18 protein-coding genes and 1 pseudogene are annotated in these 19970 nt (G+C 65.4%); 14 read left to right on the plus strand and 5 right to left on the minus strand.

Going from position 1 to position 19970, the window contains the following annotated elements; translation table 11 throughout:
- Window positions 1–95: 95 nt before the first annotated feature.
- A complete protein-coding gene (locus AD664_RS16565; RefSeq protein ID WP_053147953.1) occupies window positions 96–920 on the minus strand; it encodes a hypothetical protein in 825 nt (274 codons plus the stop codon).
- Between the two features lie 232 nt (window positions 921–1152).
- Between AD664_RS16565 and AD664_RS16570 the strand changes: the two genes are divergently transcribed.
- A complete protein-coding gene (locus AD664_RS16570; RefSeq protein WP_053147956.1) occupies window positions 1153–1803 on the plus strand; it encodes a hypothetical protein in 651 nt (216 codons plus the stop codon).
- Window positions 1804–1840: 37 nt separating this feature from the next.
- Here the strand turns inward: AD664_RS16570 and cobJ are convergent, their stop codons facing one another.
- From cobJ to cobG, 4 genes are read right to left on the minus strand one after another with little or no spacing between them, the layout of a single operon-like run.
- Window positions 1841–3535 (minus strand): precorrin-3B C(17)-methyltransferase, encoded by a 1695-nt coding sequence (cobJ, locus tag AD664_RS16575; protein ID WP_053147958.1) that lies wholly within the window; start codon window positions 3533–3535, stop codon window positions 1841–1843.
- Window positions 3535–4269: a precorrin-2 C(20)-methyltransferase gene (locus AD664_RS16580; RefSeq protein ID WP_172679736.1), complete on the minus strand. Its 735-nt coding sequence runs from the start codon at window positions 4267–4269 to the stop codon at window positions 3535–3537. Before AD664_RS16580 ends, cobJ begins: the two co-directional genes overlap by 1 nt.
- Window positions 4266–4892: a precorrin-8X methylmutase gene (locus AD664_RS16585; RefSeq protein WP_053147963.1), complete on the minus strand. Its 627-nt coding sequence runs from the start codon at window positions 4890–4892 to the stop codon at window positions 4266–4268. Before AD664_RS16585 ends, AD664_RS16580 begins: the two co-directional genes overlap by 4 nt.
- Window positions 4885–6204 carry a precorrin-3B synthase gene (gene cobG / locus AD664_RS16590; protein ID WP_305728885.1) on the minus strand — a complete coding sequence of 440 codons (1320 nt, stop codon included), beginning with the start codon at window positions 6202–6204 and terminating at the stop codon, window positions 4885–4887. The genes AD664_RS16585 and cobG overlap by 8 nt, the downstream gene beginning before the upstream one ends.
- A gap of 530 nt (window positions 6205–6734) precedes the next feature.
- Between cobG and AD664_RS16595 the strand changes: the two genes are divergently transcribed.
- The 13 genes and pseudogenes from AD664_RS16595 to urtA all read left to right on the plus strand — a co-directional run bounded on the left by AD664_RS16595 (window position 6735) and on the right by urtA (window position 19857).
- The gene (locus AD664_RS16595) at window positions 6735–7946 is read left to right on the plus strand and encodes a bifunctional cobalt-precorrin-7 (C(5))-methyltransferase/cobalt-precorrin-6B (C(15))-methyltransferase (protein WP_053147969.1); all 1212 of its coding nucleotides are present in this window, start codon (window positions 6735–6737) and stop codon (window positions 7944–7946) included.
- A complete protein-coding gene (locus AD664_RS16600; RefSeq protein WP_053147971.1) occupies window positions 7939–9036 on the plus strand; it encodes a cobalt-precorrin-5B (C(1))-methyltransferase in 1098 nt (365 codons plus the stop codon). Before AD664_RS16595 ends, AD664_RS16600 begins: the two co-directional genes overlap by 8 nt.
- Complete coding sequence (locus tag AD664_RS16605) at window positions 9033–9761, plus strand: cobalt-precorrin-6A reductase (RefSeq protein WP_053147972.1); 729 nt, start codon at window positions 9033–9035, stop codon at window positions 9759–9761. The genes AD664_RS16600 and AD664_RS16605 overlap by 4 nt, the downstream gene beginning before the upstream one ends.
- Window positions 9745–9882 (plus strand): annotated as a pseudogene (locus AD664_RS27920) (addiction module antidote protein); the annotation flags it as partial. The gene AD664_RS16605 and the pseudogene AD664_RS27920, both read left to right, overlap by 17 nt.
- A gap of 286 nt (window positions 9883–10168) precedes the next feature.
- A complete protein-coding gene (locus AD664_RS16610; protein ID WP_053147974.1) occupies window positions 10169–10567 on the plus strand; it encodes a DUF2946 domain-containing protein in 399 nt (132 codons plus the stop codon).
- Window positions 10568–10615: 48 nt separating this feature from the next.
- Complete coding sequence (locus AD664_RS16615) at window positions 10616–11095, plus strand: copper chaperone PCu(A)C (RefSeq protein WP_053147976.1); 480 nt, start codon at window positions 10616–10618, stop codon at window positions 11093–11095.
- 56 nt (window positions 11096–11151) lie between these two features.
- Window positions 11152–11544 carry a DUF2946 domain-containing protein gene (locus tag AD664_RS16620; RefSeq protein ID WP_053147978.1) on the plus strand — a complete coding sequence of 131 codons (393 nt, stop codon included), beginning with the start codon at window positions 11152–11154 and terminating at the stop codon, window positions 11542–11544.
- A gap of 80 nt (window positions 11545–11624) precedes the next feature.
- On the plus strand, window positions 11625–13751 hold the full coding sequence (locus AD664_RS16625) for a TonB-dependent copper receptor (RefSeq protein WP_053147980.1): 2127 nt from the start codon (window positions 11625–11627) through the stop codon (window positions 13749–13751).
- Between the two features lie 191 nt (window positions 13752–13942).
- On the plus strand, window positions 13943–15322 hold the full coding sequence (locus AD664_RS16630) for a PepSY domain-containing protein (protein ID WP_053147982.1): 1380 nt from the start codon (window positions 13943–13945) through the stop codon (window positions 15320–15322).
- Window positions 15323–15524: 202 nt separating this feature from the next.
- Complete coding sequence (locus tag AD664_RS16635; protein WP_053147984.1) at window positions 15525–16313, plus strand: ABC transporter ATP-binding protein; 789 nt, start codon at window positions 15525–15527, stop codon at window positions 16311–16313.
- Complete coding sequence (locus AD664_RS16640; protein WP_053147987.1) at window positions 16310–17257, plus strand: ABC transporter substrate-binding protein; 948 nt, start codon at window positions 16310–16312, stop codon at window positions 17255–17257. Before AD664_RS16635 ends, AD664_RS16640 begins: the two co-directional genes overlap by 4 nt.
- Complete coding sequence (locus tag AD664_RS16645; RefSeq protein WP_047736031.1) at window positions 17254–18264, plus strand: iron ABC transporter permease; 1011 nt, start codon at window positions 17254–17256, stop codon at window positions 18262–18264. Before AD664_RS16640 ends, AD664_RS16645 begins: the two co-directional genes overlap by 4 nt.
- Window positions 18265–18591: 327 nt before the next feature.
- Entirely contained in the window at window positions 18592–19857 is a 1266-nt protein-coding gene (gene urtA / locus AD664_RS16650) for an urea ABC transporter substrate-binding protein (RefSeq protein ID WP_053147989.1), read from the plus strand.
- Window positions 19858–19970 lie beyond the last annotated feature (113 nt).

The following is a 19970-nucleotide window of genomic DNA, read 5'->3' on the forward strand; positions in this document are numbered from 1 at the left end:
CATCCACCGTCAGACGCCATTGAACAACCGCCTGCATGAAACAAGCGGTTATTCAAGGCCGACGCAAGAGTGTTAGTTATGAAGTGCGAGGATGATCAGGCCAACCGGCGCCGACTGAACCGTTGACGCAAGACTTGCCGACGATGTTCGCCAAGGTACTCTTCGATCTCGCCCCGAAACTCTTCATAGCGGGCCGGATTGAATGTCACGAACGACTTGCCGCGAAAAATATCCCGCGCCGAAGCCTGCCAATTCACAAAAAGAACACCGCCGTTACTGGAAGTGCCGTGCTGGCGTATCGACGTCGACGAGGCAATCAGCACACCATTGGCCAATTGTTCGCAGGGGATGACCGACAGGCGCGCGCCTTCGGCCGTCTTGACCTGGCCGTTGTACAAGGCGAGGGTCTGCTCATCTTTCTTCAGGCCCTCGAGGGTGGTGTCCACCACGGCACCGAGCACCGAGACCGCCGGGACGCTGGCCTTCACGCCATCGATGATGCCCTTGACGATATCGCTGATCACGTAATCGATGTCCACCCGGGTCGAACGCTCGGAGTAGCGGGTATAGCCGTCATCGGCGATGAAGCAGCCGAGGTCGCGCAGGCACTGGATGAAAGCGTCATACCAGGCCAGGGTGTTCTTGCCGGTGGGGACTTCATAGTTGGCTTCCATGATCGCCATGGTCATCAGGTTTTCCATGATCGCCATGTTGTTGAGCGACATGTTGTGGCCATAGCCCAGCAGCGCGTCGCCCAGCATCAGCGCATCCAGCGCCTTGGTCGGGTTGTCATCGTGCTGCACGCCGACGCTGCGGCGCATGCGCCGGCTGGTGGAGGCCAGGGGTTTGCGCCGGTTCAAACGGCCCCTGATCAATTCAATGCTGTGGGCAATGTCGAGTTCACTTTCCAACGTATTCATACAATATCCTTATTTGAGTTGATGGCCGCTCCTGCGGCTCAGCGACAATCTAGTTCAGTCATTTAAAAAACCACAACCCCAGCTGATTACAACGTATGTAGATCAATTATTATTTTGATCGCTCATATTTACTCTCAAATAAAACCCTCCCGTCGATTCAAACAACGCGGGGGCTGCGCTATAAAAAATATCGCAAACCACTCACGTTGTAATTTGTACTGGAGCAAACTTCATGACCCTGGCAACTTTCTCGGGACTGGTCACAGGCCCGAACTTATTTTCTTATATCGGCGCCTTGCACCTGCAAGAGCACGATGACCTTGCCGACTGCCACAATATCGCGACGAAATCGGCGGACCTGGCCCACCATCGCTATCTCGCCGCCAAAGACTGGTTCGAAGAATACGTGCGCACCCTCTGGTTCCTCGGGTGGTCGCTGTACGGCGACGCCATCAACACCCGCACGGCCCATGTCGTCGCCGGTTCCGTGGCGGACTTCTTGGTACAGAGCGCGGCCGCGATGAAAGATGTACGCCAGGCGAATGCGATGATCGACACGCTGGACAACTTGCAGTCCGATCACGGGGCCCTGTCATCCTTCGATGGCGAAACCCGCCAGGGAGAAACCTTCCAGGTCATCCCGGCGCGATACGACGCACAGGGCCACCTGAACATCGCCCTCTACAAACTCGAACTGAAGGTTGAAACCAGGCGCAGCCGGTTCCTGTTCTGGCAATGGGAGAAGCGCTCGGCCACGATCGTCCAGCAACGGGCCTTCCTGCAACTGGACAGGCGCGAATTCGAGGCCAAGCGGGCCTTGATGAAAAAGCACCTGGAGGCCCACCGCATGCGCCGGTTCACCTTGAAGAAAACCGCCCCATGAAGCGGCCGGGCAGCAAGCGATTGCGCCGGCCATTGGCTCACGCGCCGGGCTTTTCACCGTACCAGCGCGGCGTGTACACCCATTCACCGCCCCCGCTGCGCGGGAACGCACAGGTGGTGGAGGAACCGATCAGCACCATGGTGCGCATGTCCACCTGGTCCGGGGTCAACTGCCCCAGCGTCGTGACCCGCAGGGTCTGGCCCGGACGGCCGATGTCACGGCCCAGCACCACCGGCGTCTGCGCGGTGCGGTGCTGCGCGACGATCTCCAGCGCCCGCTCCAGTTGCCAGGGCCGGGATCGGGAAATCGGGTTGTAGAACGCCAGGGCCAGGTCCGCTTCGGCCGCCAGGTCCAGGCGCTTTTCGATGATCGACCACGGCTTGAGGTTGTCCGACAGCGACATCACGCAGAAGTCATGGCCCAGCGGTGCGCCCGCCTGGGCGGCCGTCGCCAGCGACGCCGAGACCCCGGGAAGGATCTGCAGGTCAACCGCGTGCCAACGAGCATCCGTTGCTTCGTGCAACGCTTCGAGGACGGCGGCGGCCATGGCGAACACACCCGGATCGCCGGAAGAGACCACCACCACGGAGCGCCCCTGGGCTGCCAGTTCGAAGGCATGGCGGGCGCGCTGCATTTCTTCGCGGTTGTCGGTGCAGTGCTGCACCTGGTCGGCCCGGAAAGGGCCGGCCATGCGCACGTAGGTTTCGTAGCCCAGCACATCGGTGGCGCGATCGAGCTCGGCGCGCACCGCCGGCACCATCAACTCGGCAGCGCCCGGGCCCAGGCCGATCACCGCCAGGCGCCCGCGCGGGCGACCGATTCGCTGCGGGTCGACGGGCTGTTCGGCCACGGCGACGGCACGTTCGCCCAGCACCCGGACCGACGCCGGCTGACCTAGGGTTGCCCCCAGCCATGGGCCGAGTTCGCCCTCCGCCGACGCAAACCGCAGCGGTACATTCAGGGCTGCCGCCGCGTCATGCAATTCGCCGCGAACCATATCGCTGTCCGCCGCCAGCAGGCAGGCCAGCGACTGCACCGCCAGGCCAGCCTCCTCCAAGGTCTCGGCAATGGCCGGTGACGCGCCCGCCGCCAGCGCGACCACGACCGTGCGCGGGTAGATGCGCAACTCGTCCGTCGCCGGCACGCCCGCGGCGCTGTCGACACGAATCGCCAATCGCGCCTGGGGGTGCTGGGGCAACTGTGCCGGGTCCAGCCACGGCGCGGCCCCGTCGATACGCACCGACGCACCGGCCAGCAGGTCGGACACGAAGCGCTTGCCCTGCTCCAGGTCGCCGAGGTGATAGCCGCTTGGCGGATTGAGCAGGCAGGTGCCGAAACGCAGTTCGCCGCTGGTGGTGATCGCCGGTGCCACTTGCAGTGCCTGGGCGATTTCCCGGGCCATGACATTGACCCCGCCCAGGCCCCCCAACAGCGGCACCACGGCACTGCCATCCTCGGCCACCGCCAGCACGGGCGGCTCCTGGCCTTTTTCCAGCAGCAGCGGCGCCAGGGTGCGAATGACGATGCCGGCGGCGCACAGGGCGATGATCGGCGTGCCCTGTCGATAGAACGCGCGCAGGGTCGCGCCGAACTCGGCGTAGGAACGGTCCGCCCCTTCGACCCGCCCGGCCAGGCCATGGATCAGGGCGTGCGGGTAGCACTGCTGCAGACGCCGGGCCGTGGCGAGGCTGCCCGGCCCCAGGAGGACGATGGCGGGAGCGCTGGACGTCATCAACCCTGCCACCGTTCGCCCGGCACGATGATCAACGAGAAGTACGGCGAGGACATCGGTTCGACGTCATCCAGCGGCACGATCTTCTGGTTGGCCATGGTCGCCCGCTCGACATACAGCGCCCGCCCATCGAGGCCCAGTTCCTGGAGCACCTGGCGGACCTTGGGGAAGTTGCGCCCCAGCTTCATGATCACCGCCGCATCGGCGTCAGCCAGGCGGCGCTTGAGTTCTTCATGGGGCAACACGCCGGAGAGCACCGACAGGCTCTGGTTGCGGTACACCAGCGGCGCGCCGAGCACCGAGGCACCGCCCAGCATCGAGCATACGCCCGGAATGACCTCGGCGTCGTAGCGCTCGGCCAGGCGATCGTGCAGGTACATGTAGGAGCCGTAGAAGAACGGGTCGCCCTCGCAGATCACGGCCACGTCGCGGCCGGCATCCAGGTGCACGGCCAACTGCTCGGCGGCGGTGTCGTAGAAGTCGGCGATGACCTGCTCGTAGGACAGCGGCGCCGGCAACGCTTCGGTAGTCACCGGGTAGACCAGCGGCAGCAGGGTTTGCGCGTCCTGCAAATGGGCTTCGATGATGCCGAAGGCGTTGCCTTTCTTGCCCTTGGCGACGAAGTACGCCACCACCGGTGACTCGCGCAGCAGGCGCAGGGCTTTGACAGTAATCAGTTCCGGGTCACCGGGACCCACGCCGAGGCCGATCAGACGTCCAGGCTGGTGCATCATTCAACCTCCGTGGCGAGGGCGTTGACGGCGGCGGCGGCCATGGCGCTGCCGCCCAGCCTGCCCTGCATGATCACGAACGGTACGCCGCGGCTGTTGGCCGCCAGCATCGCCTTGGACTCGGCAGCGCCGACGAAGCCCACCGGGAAGCCCAGGATCAGTGCCGGTTTCGGGGCGCCGGCGTCGAGCATTTCCAGCAGGTAGAACAACGCCGTCGGCGCATTGCCGATGACCACGACGCTGCCCTCCAGGTGCGGCCGCCACAGTTCCAGGGCGGCGGCCGACCGGGTGTTGCCCAGATCGAGGGCCAGCGCCGGCACGCGTTCGTCACGCAAGGTGCAGATCACCGGGTTGTTGGCGGGCAGGCGGGCACGGGTCACGCCTTCGCTGACCATCCGCGCATCGCAGAGGATCGGCGCACCGGCAGCCAGCGCCTGGCGCCCGGCCGTGCCGGCACCGTCGGAAAACTGCAGGCCGTCGACGGCTTCGACCATGCCGCAGGCGTGGATCACCCGCACCGCGAGTTTCTCCAGGTCGGCCGGAATGCGCGCCAGGTTGGCCTCGGCGCGGATGATCGCGAAGGAGTTGCGATAGATCTCCTGACCGTCGCGGATGTAATCAAGCATCAAGGGGGCTCCGGGGGCGAGCGGCGAGCCAGTGGCCGACCGCTTCAATAGTCAGATTGTGCGCCTGCAACGCGCCGAAACCCGGCAGCGTGGCGTCGCGAAGATACAGGTCGTAGTGACCGGGGGCGACCGCCAGCAAGGTGACGGGCGCGGTGTGGGCCGCCGCGCAGGAACGCGGGCACCCGGACAGGTGAACCTTCAAGCCTCGGCCATGGCGTTGCAGCCACCCGGCTAGCTGCCGGGCATCGTCCTTGGTGTCGGCCAACGCCTTGCCGCATCCGCTGGAACCGGTGCAGGCGATCAGTTGTGCCAGGGGTTGGTCCACCGCGTTCAGCAGGCCAAACCCTGCCAGACGCGCCAGCACCTCGTCCGTGTCCTGGCGACGGACATTGGGCAGCAGCAGGCTTTGCCAGGGCGTGAAGCGCAGCGTGCCGTCCCCTCGTTCCCGGGCCAGTTGCGCCGCGCCGCGCAACATGCCGGCATCGAGTCGACCCAGGGGCGCTGCAGCGCCGACATAGCAGCGTTCGTCGTGCTGGGCGTAAATGCCGATGTGCAGGCCATCGCTGGACGCCCCTCGCCGCCAGCCGCTGCACGGGTGCAACGAGATGCGGCGAGCCAGTCGCTGGATGAATTCAGCATGGGGACATTCGGCCAGCAGATGACGCATGCGTATCTGGTCCGGGCGCGCCAGGTCGAGGAACAGCTCCAGCACCGCCACCACCAGGCCGTGCCCTTCGGCCAGGGGCACGGCGCCGGCCGGTTCGTCCCGGGGCGAACCGGCCAGCCCGAACGCCAGCCAGGGTTCGCCGCCGCGCAGCCAGGCCGACAGCCACAGGTCATGGTGGTGATCGAGCATCGCCAGCGCTTCGCCGCCGTCCAGTTGCACGGCGAACTTGGCCGACAGCTCCGGGAAGCGTTCGTGGGTTTGCAGGGTGACGAGAATCTCGGCGGCCAGCGCCCGGGTATCGAGCAGCCCCTGTCGATCGATGCCGGCCGTGGGGCTGAGCATCAGGTTGCGTACGTCGTCGCCAGTCGGTTTGCGCGGGCCAAGGCCGGCGGCGAGCAAACACTCGATCAGGGCGGCGTGCTCGGCACCGATCCCGCGGATCTGCAGGTTGGCCCGGTTGGTCGCCTCGATCACCCCACCGGCGAACCGCTCGGCCGCCGCCGCCACGGCCTCGGCCTGGTCGGCCTGGATGGCGCCGCCGTCGAGCTTGATCCGGCAGATCCCACCGTCCAGCGCCTGGACGACGCGCAGCAACCCCGGACAACCCGAGGGACGCATGACGCTGGAGGATGGATGTTCGTTCAAGGGACAACCGGTCAATGAGACACGCCGCATCGGCGAAGGAGCGCCATTATGCCTGCTTTGCCGGGGAGCATGAAAAGCTTGCCGGTCGGATTGTGCGCCGCGGCATCAAGAATGTGAGGTGCTCGGGCTGGGGCATCGAGGTTGAAGGTGCCACCGTCTTCGCGGGCAAGCCCGCTCCCACAATGTTATTTGGCAGGCTCGATATGTGTGTGTCCACCACAGATCCCCGGTGGGAGCGAGCTTGCTCGCGAAGAGGGTGGGTCAGTCGATGAAGAGGTTGACTGACCCACCGCCTTCGCGGGCAAGCGCACCCCCACAGTGTTATTTGGCAGACTCGAGATGTATGCCCACCACAGATCCCGTGTGGGAGCGGGCTTGCTCGCGAAGGCGGTCTGGCTGAGACGCTGATGTCGGATGGCAAGCCTTGCTCCCACGGGTTCGCATGCTGATCAGGGCGCGCGGTATGATGGCGGCCCGGTTTGCGGGGGCGAGACTTCGCCGACCCCATCCACCTGATTCGAGGAACAGAGATGACCCCCTGGCTGACCGTAGTGGGCATCGGTGAAGACGGCTTCAAGGGCCTGGGCCGCACGGCTCGCCATGCGCTGCTGCGGGCTTCGCACATCGTCGGCAGCCCTCGCCAGCTGGCGTTGTTGCCGCTGTGCATCCGCGGCGAACGGGCATCGTGGCCCAGCCCGTTTTCCCTGGACCCACTGCTGGCGCGACGGGGCGAGCCGGTGTGCGTGCTCGCCAGTGGCGATCCCATGTTCTATGGCGTCGGCGCCAGCCTGTCCAGGCAGGTCCCGGGGGATCAGATGCTGATCATCCCGGCACCGTCTTGCTGCTCACTGGCGGCGGCGCGCATGGGTTGGCCGCTGCAAGAGGTGGTCACCCTGTCGCTGGTGGCGCGGCCCCTGGCGGCGCTCAATGCGCACCTGTCCACCGGCGTCAGGCTGCTGCTGTTGAGCAATGACCGGCACAGCCCCGCCGCCGTGGCGGCCTTGCTGCGCGAGCGTGGGTTCAGCGCCAGCCGCATGAGCGTGCTGGAACACCTCGGCGGCGCAGCGGAACGGCGCATCGACGCCACTGCCGACCAATGGTCCGACGCGGCCGTTGCAGACCTCAACCTGATCGCCCTCGAATGCCGGGCCGAGCCGTCGGCGTTGCGCCTGTCGCGCCTGGCCGGGTTGCCGGACAGCGCCTTCGAGCACGACGGCCAGTTGACCAAGCGTGATGTGCGCGCCGTGACCCTGTCACGCCTGGCCCCCACGCCGGGTGAGTTGCTCTGGGATGTCGGCGCCGGCAGCGGTTCCATCGGCATCGAATGGATGCGCGCCCACCCCAGTTGCCGGGCCCTGGCCATTGAAGCCGACGAAGGCCGCCAAGGCTTGATCGAACGCAACCGCGACCGCCTCGGCGTGCCGGGCTTGCACCTGATCCGCGGCCGAGCCCCGCAGGCGCTGGAAGGACTGGAGCGCCCGGACGCGGTGTTCATCGGCGGCGGTGTCACCCGCGAAGGCGTGCTCGATGCCTGCTGGGCGCAACTCAAGCCCGGCGGCCGGCTCGTGGCGAACGCCGTGACGCTGCAAAGCGAGATGACCCTCATGGACTTTCGTGAACGCCACGGCGGCGAACTGACCCGGCTCCACATCGCCCAGGCCCAGCCACTGGGCGAATTCGACACCTGGCGCCAGGCGTTGCCGATTACCTTGCTGGACCTGACGAAACCCCTCGATGCGTGACGAAACCGCCGAACAACCCGCGCCCCTGCGCAGCGGCCTGACCACCGGCAGTTGCGCCACGGCCACCAGCCTGGCGGCCGCTCGATTACTGCTGCGCGGCACCGAAGCCGATGCCGTGGAAATCGTACTGCCCAAAGGCAAGCAGGTGCAGATGCGCCTGGAGTTCTGCCGGCTGACCGAGCAAGGCGCCGAAGCCGGGACGATCAAGGACGCCGGCGATGACCCGGACGTGACCCACGGCGCGCTGTTGTTTTCCCAGGTGCGCTTGATCGCCGAGCCCGGAGTACGTTTCATCGCCGGCCGCGGCGTCGGCACCGTGACGCGGCCGGGGCTGGTGCTGGCCGTCGGGGAGCCGGCGATCAACCCGGTGCCGCGCAAAATGATCAGCGATCACCTCGGCCGGCTGGCCGAAGAGAGCGGCTACACCGCCGGGTTCGAAGTCACGGTCAACGTCGAGGGCGGTGAAGCCCTGGCGCTGAAAACCATGAACCCGCGGCTGGGGATCCTGGGCGGGCTGTCGATCCTCGGCACCAGCGGCATCGTCCGGCCGTTCTCCTGCGCGGCCTATATCGCCTCGATCCACCAGGGCATCGACGTGGCGAAAACCAACGGTTACCTGCACATCGCCGCCTGCACCGGCAACGCCAGTGAAGACACCATGCGCCGGGTCTACGACCTGCCGGAAATCGCCCTGATCGAAATGGGCGATTTCGTCGGCGCGGTGCTCAAGCATGTGCGCAAGGTCCCGGTGGACAGGCTCAGCCTCTGCGGCGGCTTTGGCAAAATCAGCAAACTCGCCGCCGGCCACATGGACCTGCACAGCCGTCATTCGAGCATCGACCTGCCGCAACTGGCCGATTGGGCGGCAGCGATCGGTGCCGACGAGGTCTTGCAGCAGGGCATCCGTGCCGCCAACACCAGCCAGCAAGCCCTGGCGATGGCCAGCGCGGCCGGCATCGCCCTTGGCGACGCCGTGTGCGAACACGCCCTGGCCTTCGCCCGCAGCGTGGTGCCGGCGCAGGTTCAAGTCGAAGTCTTTGCCATCGATCGCCAAGGCGGGATCGTCGGTCACGCCGGAGCCTTTACATGAAACGCATCCTGCTGCTGGGCGGCGTCACCGAAGCCTTGGCGATCGCTCGCACCCTCGGTCCGCCCCACATCTACAGCCTGGCGGGCGTGGGTCGCGTGCCCACCGACCTGGCCTGCCAGATACGCGTCGGCGGCTATGGCGGCGCGCAAGGCCTGGCGCAATTCATTCGCGAGCAAGGTATCGACCTGCTGCTGGATGCGACGCACCCCTTTGCCGCGCAAATCAGCCACAACGCCGCCCAGGCGGCACGCACCTGCGCCATTGCGTGCTGGGCCCTGCGCCGCCCGGCCTGGCAACCCCAGGCCGGCGATGACTGGCGCGAAGTGGCCGACTGGGCCGAACTGACCCAGGCCCTGCAACCCTTCCAGCGCCCGCTGTTCACCCTCGGCCGCGAACCGCTGCAACATCTGCACGAAATTCCCCCCGGACAATTCTGGACCCTGCGCGCCCTGGACGTGTACCCCGGCAACGAACGCTGCGAAGTCATCGGCGCCCGCGGGCCATTCCATATTCAAGGCGAGCGCGAACTGTTCGAACGACGGCAGATTGATGTACTGGTCAGCAAGAACAGCGGCAGCACCGCCACCGAACCCAAGCTGGAAGTGGCGCGCGAGCGTGGAGTGCCGGTGCTGGTGTTGAAGCGGCCGGTGTTGCCGGAGGTGGATCGAGTGTTCGAGACGGCAGATCAGGTGTTGCAGGGGCTGCGGCATTTGGTCGGACTATAAACACACAATTGTCGAACGCGCCAAGTGTGATCCGGAGTTCGCGAAAATTCTGCTGGATGAAGCCGCTACTCTATTTTTGAACGGAGAGCAGGAGATGGCGAGGATGATCCTTCGCAATGTCTTCATTGCCATCTGAACCCTGTGGCGAGGGAGCTTGCTCCCGCTGGGCTGCGCAGCAGCCCCAAGAAGGCGAACGTTCTTTTCCTGATAGACCGCGATGTTCAATTTCAGGGCCGCTTCGCGCCCCAGCGGGAGCAAGCTCCCTCGCCACAACAGCATGCACTTACAAAACTATTGCTACTGTTAATGCAAACCCTGCGACCCTACACCGCACATGGCTTTTTTACTTCTCACCCCCGATCAGGCTAAATACCGCCACCTGATCGCCCAACCGAGCGGATTCACCCATGTCCCGACAACGGCTTGCATTTGCCTGGATCGCCTGCTTCGCAGTGCTGTTCAACATGCTTGCCATGCCGCTTTCCGGCAACGCGGGGGCGAAGGCGGAGGCGCCGGTCGAGCAATTGTTGTGGGGCAGTTTCTGCTCCTCCAGCGGCACGAAGCTGGTGGCGATGTCCCTGGGCAAGCTTGAACAGGGCACACCCCGCAACGATGATCACTCGACCATGCAGCATTGTTGGTGCTGCGCAGGTTCGACGGTCCTGACGGCTCTGAGCGGGCATGCCCCGCAGTTGTACCTGGACGCGCAACCGGCCCACCGCACCGCGACCCAACGCCCGCTCGACAGCCCCACGCCTCGCCAGCAATGGCCGAGCCTCAATCCCCGCGCTTCCCCCCTGGTGTGATGGCTGTGCACGACAACACCGTGTCCTGAATCATTCCGGAGAATCACCATGTTGAACCGTCTTATCCTGCTGGCTGCCCTGCTGCTTCCGGTTGGCCTTGCCCAGGCGCATCAATACAAGGCTGGCGAACTCGAGATCGCCCACCCCTGGTCCCAGGAACTGCCGCCCAATGCGCCGACCGTGGCCGCGTATTTCGTGATCCACAACGCAGGCGCCAGCGCGGACACCCTGCTGGGCGCCGATTCGCCGATCGCCGGCAAGGCCGAGCTTCACGAGCATGTGAAGCAAGACGACCTGATGAAGATGCAACCCGTGCCCACCGTCACCATCGCCCCTGGCGCGACCGTTACGTTCGCCCCGATGGCTTATCACGTGATGCTGCTGGACCTGAAGGACCGCAGCCTGCTGACTGACGGCAAACGCTTTGCCATGACCCTGCATTTCGAGAAAGCCGGGGATGTCACGGTCGACGTGGCGGTGCAGAAGAAAGCCCCGGACGGGACTAAAACCGAAGCCCACACGCACTGATCGCACCGCCCATGCCCTTGTCCCGCGCCAGGCGTCCCATGCCCCGTCGTCAGCCCATGAGCCTGACCCGCGGCAGCTGGATCAGCCTGTTCGCCATGCTGATGATCTTTATCGGTCCACTGGTTTCCCAGTCGATGCCGATGGAGCAGCGCATGCCTTCGTCCATGAGCATGACCATGGACATGGACATGTCGGCGAGCGCCCATGCCGGGCATGAGGCCCCCGCAGCCGAGCACTGCCCGCCGCAAAGCGAGCATCACGCGCTGTGGGAGAAATGCGGCTATTGCAACCTGCTGTCCAACTGCCCGGCGCTGCCTGGCGGCCACGGCTTCAGCGTCTTCGACACGCCGCCGGCCCTGACCTTCACCAGCCCGTCCCCACGCCTGGGCCATGCCCGGTCGTCGTTCTTCCCGGGTGCGCGCACCCGCGCACCACCCCTCGCAGCGTAAGCCCGACACCTCACCAACCGGTCGCACAAGAGCCACAGGCCACCCGACCGTGTCGTCTACGTCTGTTCGATGGAATCATCATGTCCAGGTTTTCTGCCGGCATCGCTTTGGGCACCGCCCAGGCCAACTGCCCCCCGAATGAGCCACGGGTTCGTTTACCCTCCAGAGTCGCCGCCCTGTGCGGCTTGCTACTGGCCCCTCACGTCCTGGCCGATGAGCACGATCATCATCAAGGCCAGGTTGAAGAACTGAGCCCGACGGTCATCACCGCCATTGCGCCCAGCTCGCCCCTGACCGTCGTCACCAACCCCAAGGATCCACGCCAGCCCGTGCCGGCCAGCGACGGCGGTGACTACCTCAAGACCATTCCCGGCTTCGCCCTGGTGCGCAACGGCGGCACCAACGGTGACCCGGTATTGCGCGGCATGTTCGGTTCACGACTGAACATCCTCACCAACGGCAGCATGCTGCTGGGGGCGTGCCCCGGCCGGATGGACGCGCCGACGTCCTACATCTCGCCGGAAACCTACGACAAGCTCACGGTGATCAAGGGCCCGCAGACGGTGCTCTGGGGCCCCGGTTCGTCCGCCGGGACCATCCTGTTCGACCGCGAGCCGGAGCAGTTCGGCGAACTGGGCACCCGGGTCAACGCCAGCGTGCTGGCCGCCTCCAACGGTCGCTTCGACAAAGTGCTGGACGCCGCGGCAGGCGGGTCGCTGGGCTACGTACGGGTGATCGGCAACACCGCCCATTCGGACGACTACCGCGATGGCAACAACGACACGGTGCCGTCGCGCTACGACAAGTGGAACGGCGACGTCACCCTGGGCTGGACACCCGACGCCGATACCCTGCTGGAGCTGACCGCCGGCAAGGGCGACGGCGAAGCGCGCTACGCCGGGCGCGGCATGGATGGCTCGCAGTTCAAGCGCGAAAGCCTCGGGCTGCGTTTCGAACGCTCGAACCTGGGCGAGGTGCTGGACAAGGTCGAGGCCCAGGTCTACTACAACTACGCCGACCATGTGATGGACAACTACACGCTGCGCACGCCGTCCGGTACCGGGATGATGGCCGGGCCCATGGCCTCCAACGTCGACCGGCGCACCCTCGGCGCGCGCATCAAGGCCACCTGGCGCTGGGCCGATGTGCAACTGATCAGCGGCCTCGACGCCCAGGTCAACGAACATCGCCAACGCAGCGGCATGGGCGTCGACACCTACAAAGAGCTACCACGCACCAAGGACGCCGACTTCCACAACTACGGCGCGTTCAGCGAGCTGACCTGGTACGCCGCCGACCGCGACAGGCTGGTCACCGGCGCCCGCCTTGACCGGGCCTCGGCCAAGGATTACCGGCAGAGCATCGGCTCCGCCATGATGGCCCGGCCCAATCCCACCGCCGACGACACCCGCGCCGACACCCTGCCCAGCGGCTTCGTCCGCTACGAGCACGACCTGGCGGACAGCCCGACGACGGTTTACGCCGGCCTGGGGCATGCACAGCGTTTCCCGGACTACTGGGAGCTGTTCTCGGCGAACGCCGGCCCCAGCGGTTCACGCAATGCCTTCGACGCGATCAAGCCGGAGAAGACCACCCAGCTGGATGTCGGCCTGCAATACAAGACCGAGACCCTCGAAGCCTGGGCCTCGGCGTATGTCGGGCAGGTGCGCGACTACATCCTGTTCGACTACACGCCCGGCATGATGGGCAGCACCTCCCGGGCCGAGAACATCGACGCGCGGATCATGGGCGGTGAGCTCGGCGCGGCCTATCAGTTGACCGAGCGCTGGAAGGCCGACGCGACGCTGGCCTATGCCTGGGGCAAGAACAGCAGCGATGGCAGCGCCCTGGCGCAAATGCCGCCGTTGGATGCCCGCCTGGGCCTGACCTACAGCGCCGACCGCTGGAGCGCCGGTGCGCTGTGGCGCGTGGTGGCGGCGCAGCATCGGGTCGACGAGAACAAGGGCAACGTGGTGGGCAAGGACTACGGCACCAGCTCAGGGTTCGGGGTCTTCTCCCTCAACGGCGCCTATCGCATCAATCAACACTGGAAGGTCAGCAGCGGCGTCGACAACCTGTTCGGCAAAGCCTATGCCGAGCACCTGAACCTGGCCGGCAACGCCGGGTTCGGCTACCCGGCCAGCGACCCGCAAGCCATCAACGAACCGGGGCGCACGCTCTGGACCAAGGTGGATATGAGTTTCTAACCAGCACCGGAGATCTGTCAGCAAGGACACCACTGTGGGAGCGAGCTTGCTCGCGATAGCGAAGGCACATCCAACATCGATGCAAGCTGAACCATTGCTAATCGCGAGCAAGCTCGCTCCCACGGGGTTCGTTTCCACCTTGACTGACCGCACTACATAACAATCCAATTTGCCCTGCGGAGCGCTTTTACATGAGCCAACCGAAACCGAATTTCTACAACCTGGCCTGGCGCTGGCATTTCTATGCCGGGCTGTTCGTGGCGCCGTTCATGGTGATGCTGGCCCTGACCGGCATCATTTACCTGTTCAAGCCACAACTCGATCCACTGATGTACGGCAGCCTGTTGAACGTGCCGGCCGGACACCACACCCTGGCGGCGGATGACCTGCTCAAGCAGGTTCGCCAGGCCTACCCCGAGGGCCAGGTCAAGCAGTACCTGCCACCGATCAACGCCGAACGCAGCGCGCAATTCGTGGTGATCGACAAGGGCCGCGAACTGAACGTGTTCATCGACCCTTACCATGGCGACGTCCTCGGCGAACAGGATGCCAAGAACAACCTGCAGGCCATGGCGCGGGCCATTCACGGCGAGTTGCTGATCGGCACCGTCGGTGACCGCCTGGTGGAAATGGCCGCCGGCTGGGGGGTGGTGCTGGTGGTCTCGGGCTTGTTCCTGTGGTGGCCGCGCGGGCAGTCGTCGGCCGGGGTGCTGTGGCCTCGCTGGAACGCCCGTGGCCGCTTGTTCTGGCGCGACCTGCATGTGGTCATCGGTTTCTGGGGCGCGGCCTTGCTGTTGGTGATGCTGCTCAGTGGCATGACCTGGACCGGCTTCTGGGGCAAGCAATACGCCGATCTCTGGAACCGCTTCCCGGCGGCGATGTGGAACGACGTCCCCAAGTCCGACGTCGAGGCGGGCAGCCTGAACAACGCCCATCGCCAGACCGTGCCCTGGGCCATGGAAAACACCCCGATGCCGATGTCCGGCGACCACGCCGAACACATGAACCACGGCGGCGCCCACGAAGGCCCCGCCGCACCGACCGTCAGCCTGCAAGCGGTGCAGGACATCGCCCGCGAGCGCAAGGTGGAACCGGGCTACAGCATCACCCTGCCGACCACATCGACCGGCGTGTTCACCATCGCCGTGTTCGCCGATGACCCGCGCAACGACGCGACGCTGCATGTCGACCAATACACCGGCAAGGTCCTGGCCGATGTGCGCTGGGCCCACTACAGCGTGGTCGCCCGCGCCACCGAGACCGGCGTGATGCTGCACGAAGGCAAGATGTTCGGCCCGGTGAACCAGATCATCGTGCTGCTGATTTGCCTGATGATTCTGCTCAGTGCCGTCAGTGGCCTGGTGATCTGGTGGAAGCGCCGGCCACAGGGCAAGTTCGGCGTGCCGCCCTTGCGCCACGACCTGCCGACCTGGAAGACCGGGGTCTTCATCATGCTCGCCCTGGCGGTGGTGTTTCCGCTGGTGGGCGCCTCGCTGGTAGCGGTGTGGCTGCTGGATCGGCTGGTGGTGCGCGCCAATCGCCGGGCTGAGGTGGCTTCATCTTCAAGTTGAAGACACCGCGTTAACGGAAGGCGGCGCGAAACCTCTACAATCGCGCCGCCAGTCAAAGCTGAACACGGCTCAACTGTGGGAGCGGGCTTGCTCGCGAAAGCGGTGTGTCATCCGATGCAGGTGTTGAATGACACACCGCCTTCGCGGGCAAGCCCGCTCCCACAGAGGGAACTGTGTGTCGATCCATTATTCGAGTACATGCATGACCTCGCTGACCCTCTCCCACCTCGCCTGGACCCCCCTGGGCCATGGCCACTGCCATCACCAGTTCCAGCTGCGTGACGTCACGTTGCACGTGGCGGCCGGGGAGTTCGTCGGCTTGATCGGGCCCAACGGCAGCGGCAAGACCAGCCTGCTGCGCTGCGCGTATCGCTTCAGTCGGCCGGAACACGGCGAGGTCACGCTGGCGCATCACAACGTCTGGCAGCAATCCTCACGCTGGTGCGCCCAACGCATCGCCGTGGTGCTGCAAGAGTTTCCCGACGCCTTCGGCCTGAGCGTGGCAGAAGTCGTCGCCATGGGCCGCATGCCCCACAAGGGCCTGTTCGATGGCGACAGCCAGGAGGATCGACGCCTGGTCCTCGCCGCGCTGGCCTCGGCGGGGCTCGAAGGCTTCGAGGACCACGGGTTCGCCACGCTGTCGGGTGGTGAAAAGCAGCGAGTGATCCTGGCCCGCGCCCTGGCCCAGCAGCCGCAACTGCTGATCCTCGATGAGCCGACCAACCACCTCGACCCGCATTACCAACTGCAATTGCTGCAACTGATCAAGGGCCTGGGCATCGGCACCCTCGCCAGCCTCCATGACCTGAACCTGGCCGCCGCGTTCTGCGACCGGCTGTACGTGATCGATCACGGTCGCGTCGTCGCCAGCGGCACGCCCGCGCAAGTGCTGACCGTCGAGCTGTTGCGCGAAGTGTTCGGCATCGACGCCCTGGTGGACGAACACCCCCTGTCCGGCTACCCACGAATCACTTGGATAACCCAACCATGACCTCGCGCTTTCTGCTGTTGCTCGCACTGCTGCTGGGCAGCGCCCCGGCCCTGGCCGACGCCACCCGCTACCCGTTGACGATCCAGAGTTGCGACCGCCAGGTGGTGTTCAACCAAGCCCCCCGGCATGCCGTCAGCCACGACATCAACATGACCCAGATGATGCTCGCCCTGGGCCTCAAGCCCCGCATGGTCGGCTACAGCGGCATCAGTGGCTGGAAGTCGGTGACCCCCGAAATGGCGAAGATCCTCGACGGCCTGCCGGAACTGGCGGCCAAGTACCCGTCGGTGGAAACGCTGCTCAATGCCGACGTGGATTTCTTTTTCGCCGGCTGGGACTACGGCATGCGCGTGGGCGGCGACCTGACGCCGCAGACGCTGCAACCGCTGGGCATCAACGTGTACGAGCTGACCGAGTCCTGCGCGTTCGTGATGAAGCGCCCCGCTGCGTCGCTGGACGACACCTACAACGACCTGCGCAATCTCGGCAGGATCTTCGACGTGCAGGATCGCGCCAACCAATTGATCGCCTCGATGCAGGCCCAAGTGGCCGACATCCGCCAGCACCTGCCCACCCGGCAACCCCGTGTGTTCCTGTACGACAGCGGCGAAGACCGAGCCATGACCTCCGGGCGCCTGGGCATGCCCCAGGCGCTGATCGACGCGGCCGGCGGGCGCAACATCCTCGACGACCTGGAGACCAGTTGGACCCGGGTGAACTGGGAGAACGTGGTCGAGCGCAACCCCGAGGTCATCGTGATCGTCGACTACGGCGAAGTCAGCGCGCAGCAGAAGGAACAGTTCCTGCTGAACCACCCGGCCCTGCAATCGGTGGACGCCATCAAGCAGCGGCGCTTCATCGTGATCCCCTACGTCCAGGCCACGCCAGGCATCGATAACGTGCTGGCGGTACGAACCCTGGCGCAGGGCTTTCACGCCCAATGAACAGCCGTCGCTATGGCGCGCTGCTGATCGCCCTCGGCGCGCTGCTGCTGGTGTCGTGCGTGGTGTCCCTGGGTTTCGGCCCGGCGCGGGTGCCCGTGGCGGTGGTCTGGGACATCCTGTTGAACAAGGCCTTCGGCGTAGGCAGCGTGCATTGGACCGCCGGCCAGGAACACATCGTCTGGCTGATCCGCGTGCCGCGCCTGCTGCTCGGCGCCCTGGTGGGCGCGGGGCTGGCGTTGATCGGCGCGGTGTTGCAAGCGGTCACGCGCAACCCGCTGGCCGACCCGCACCTGCTGGGGGTCACGTCCGGCGCCACCCTGGGGGCGGTCATCGTCGTGCTGCATGTCGGTGAACTCATCGGTCTGTTGACGCTGCCCCTTGCCGCGTTCATCGGCGCGTTGCTGAGCATGCTGCTGGTGTTGGCGATCGCCAGCCGACAGGGGCGCCTGGAAAGCGATCGCCTGCTGCTGTGCGGCGTGGCCGTCTCCTTCGTGATGATGGCGGCGGCCAACCTGCTGCTGTTCCTGGGTGACCACCGCGCCAGCTCCGCGGTGATGTTCTGGATGCTCGGCGGCCTGGGCCTGGCGCGCTGGGAACTGCTCGCCGTGCCGGCCGCCAGCGTGCTGCTGGGGCTGGTGTTGCTGCTGGGCATGGCCCGACCGCTGAACGCCCTGATGGCCGGCGAACAGACCGCCGTGACCCTGGGCCTGAACGCCGCGAAAGTGCGACTGTGGATCTTCCTGATCGCCTCGCTGATGACCGGGGTGCTGGTGTCCATCAGCGGTTCGATTGGCTTCGTCGGGCTGATGGTCCCGCACATCGCCCGACGCCTGGTGGGCGCCGAGCATCGTCGCCTGCTGCCCGCTTGCGTGCTGCTGGGCAGCCTGTTCCTGGTGTGGGTGGACGTGGCCGCCCGCACCTTGATCGCCCCCGAGGACCTGCCGATCGGCGTCGCCACCGCGGCCATCGGCGGGCTGTTCTTCATTGGGTTGATGCGCCGGCGCTGAACCCTCCTCCTTCCCCGGCTTGCACAGTGGCCTGTGGGAGCGAGCTTGCTCGCGATGGCGGTGGATCAGCTAGCAGAGATGTGACTGACACTCCGCTATCGCGAGCAAGCTCGCTCCCACAAAGGCTGCAATCCTTCGCCCCAACGTGGCGCATCTGATCGCACCCGCGTCCACACAGCGCTCATTCGTGGTGCGCCCGCTCTTTTTTCCCTCTGCACCGCCCCGTATTCCCAAGCCTTTTCCCGACCGGGCACACCCCTTGCAAAAGCACCTTCAGCGTCCGCATCTGCCAACCAAGAAAATCCATAAGTCCACGGAGATCGCACCATGAAGCGTCGTAGCTTGATCAAGGCTTTTACACTCTCGGCAAGCATTGCCGCGATGGGCATGGCCTGGACCGTCCAGGCCGCCGAGACCATCAAGGTCGGCATCCTGCATTCGCTGTCCGGCACCATGGCGATCTCCGAGACGTCCCTCAAGGACATGGCCCTGATGACCATCGACGAGATCAACGCCAAGGGTGGAGTCAACGGCAAGAAGCTCGAGGCGGTGGTGGTAGACCCGGCGTCGAACTGGCCGCTGTTCGCGGAAAAGGGCCGCCAGTTGCTGACCCAGGACAAGGTCGCCGTGGTGTTCGGCTGCTGGACCTCGGTGTCGCGCAAATCGGTGTTGCCGGTGTTCGAGGAACTCAACGGCCTGCTGTTCTACCCCGTGCAGTACGAAGGCGAAGAGATGTCGCCGAACGTGTTCTACACCGGCGCCGCGCCGAACCAGCAGGCGATCCCGGCCGTGGAATACCTGATGAGCGAAGAAGGCGGCAGCGCCAAGCGCTACTTCCTGCTGGGCACCGACTACGTCTACCCGCGCACCACCAACAAGATCCTGCGCGCGTTCCTGCATTCCAAAGGCGTGGCGGACAAGGACATCGAAGAGGTCTACACCCCGTTCGGCCACAGCGATTACCAGACCATCGTCGCCAACATCAAGAAGTTCTCGGCCGGCGGCAAGACCGCCGTCATCTCCACGGTCAATGGCGACTCCAACGTGCCCTTCTACAAGGAACTGGCGAACCAGGGCCTGAAGGCCACCGACGTGCCGGTCGTGGCGTTCTCGGTGGGCGAGGAAGAACTGCGCGGCATCGACACCAAGCCGTTGGTGGGCAACCTGGCGGCGTGGAACTACTTCGAATCCGTGGATAACCCGGCGAACAAGAAATTCGTCGATTCCTGGAAAGCCTACGCCAAGGCCAAGAACCTGCCGGGCGCCGACAAGGCGGTGACCAACGACCCGATGGAAGCCACTTACGTCGGCATCCACATGTGGGCCCAAGCGGTGGAAAAAGCCAAGTCCACCGACGTCGACAAAGTACGTGAAGCCCTGGCCGGCCAGACCTTCGCCGCCCCGTCGGGCTACACCCTGACCATGGACAAGACCAACCACCACCTGCACAAGCCAGTGATGATCGGCGAGATCCAGGCCGACGGTCAGTTCAACGTGGTATGGCAGACCGAAGGCCCGATCCGCGCCCAACCGTGGAGCCCGTTCATCCCCGGCAACGACAAGAAGCCCGACTATGCGGTGAAGAGTAACTGAGCCCATGGGTGTCGGCCCGAGCATGACGCTTGGGTCCGACACGAATCCCCTGTGGGAGCGGGCTTGCTCGCGAAGGCGGGCTCATGTTCAACATTTGAGTCGCCTGACACACC

It is taken from the genome of Pseudomonas sp. P97.38 (assembly GCF_001269745.1).
Lineage (GTDB): Bacteria > Pseudomonadota > Gammaproteobacteria > Pseudomonadales > Pseudomonadaceae > Aquipseudomonas > Aquipseudomonas chlororaphis_E.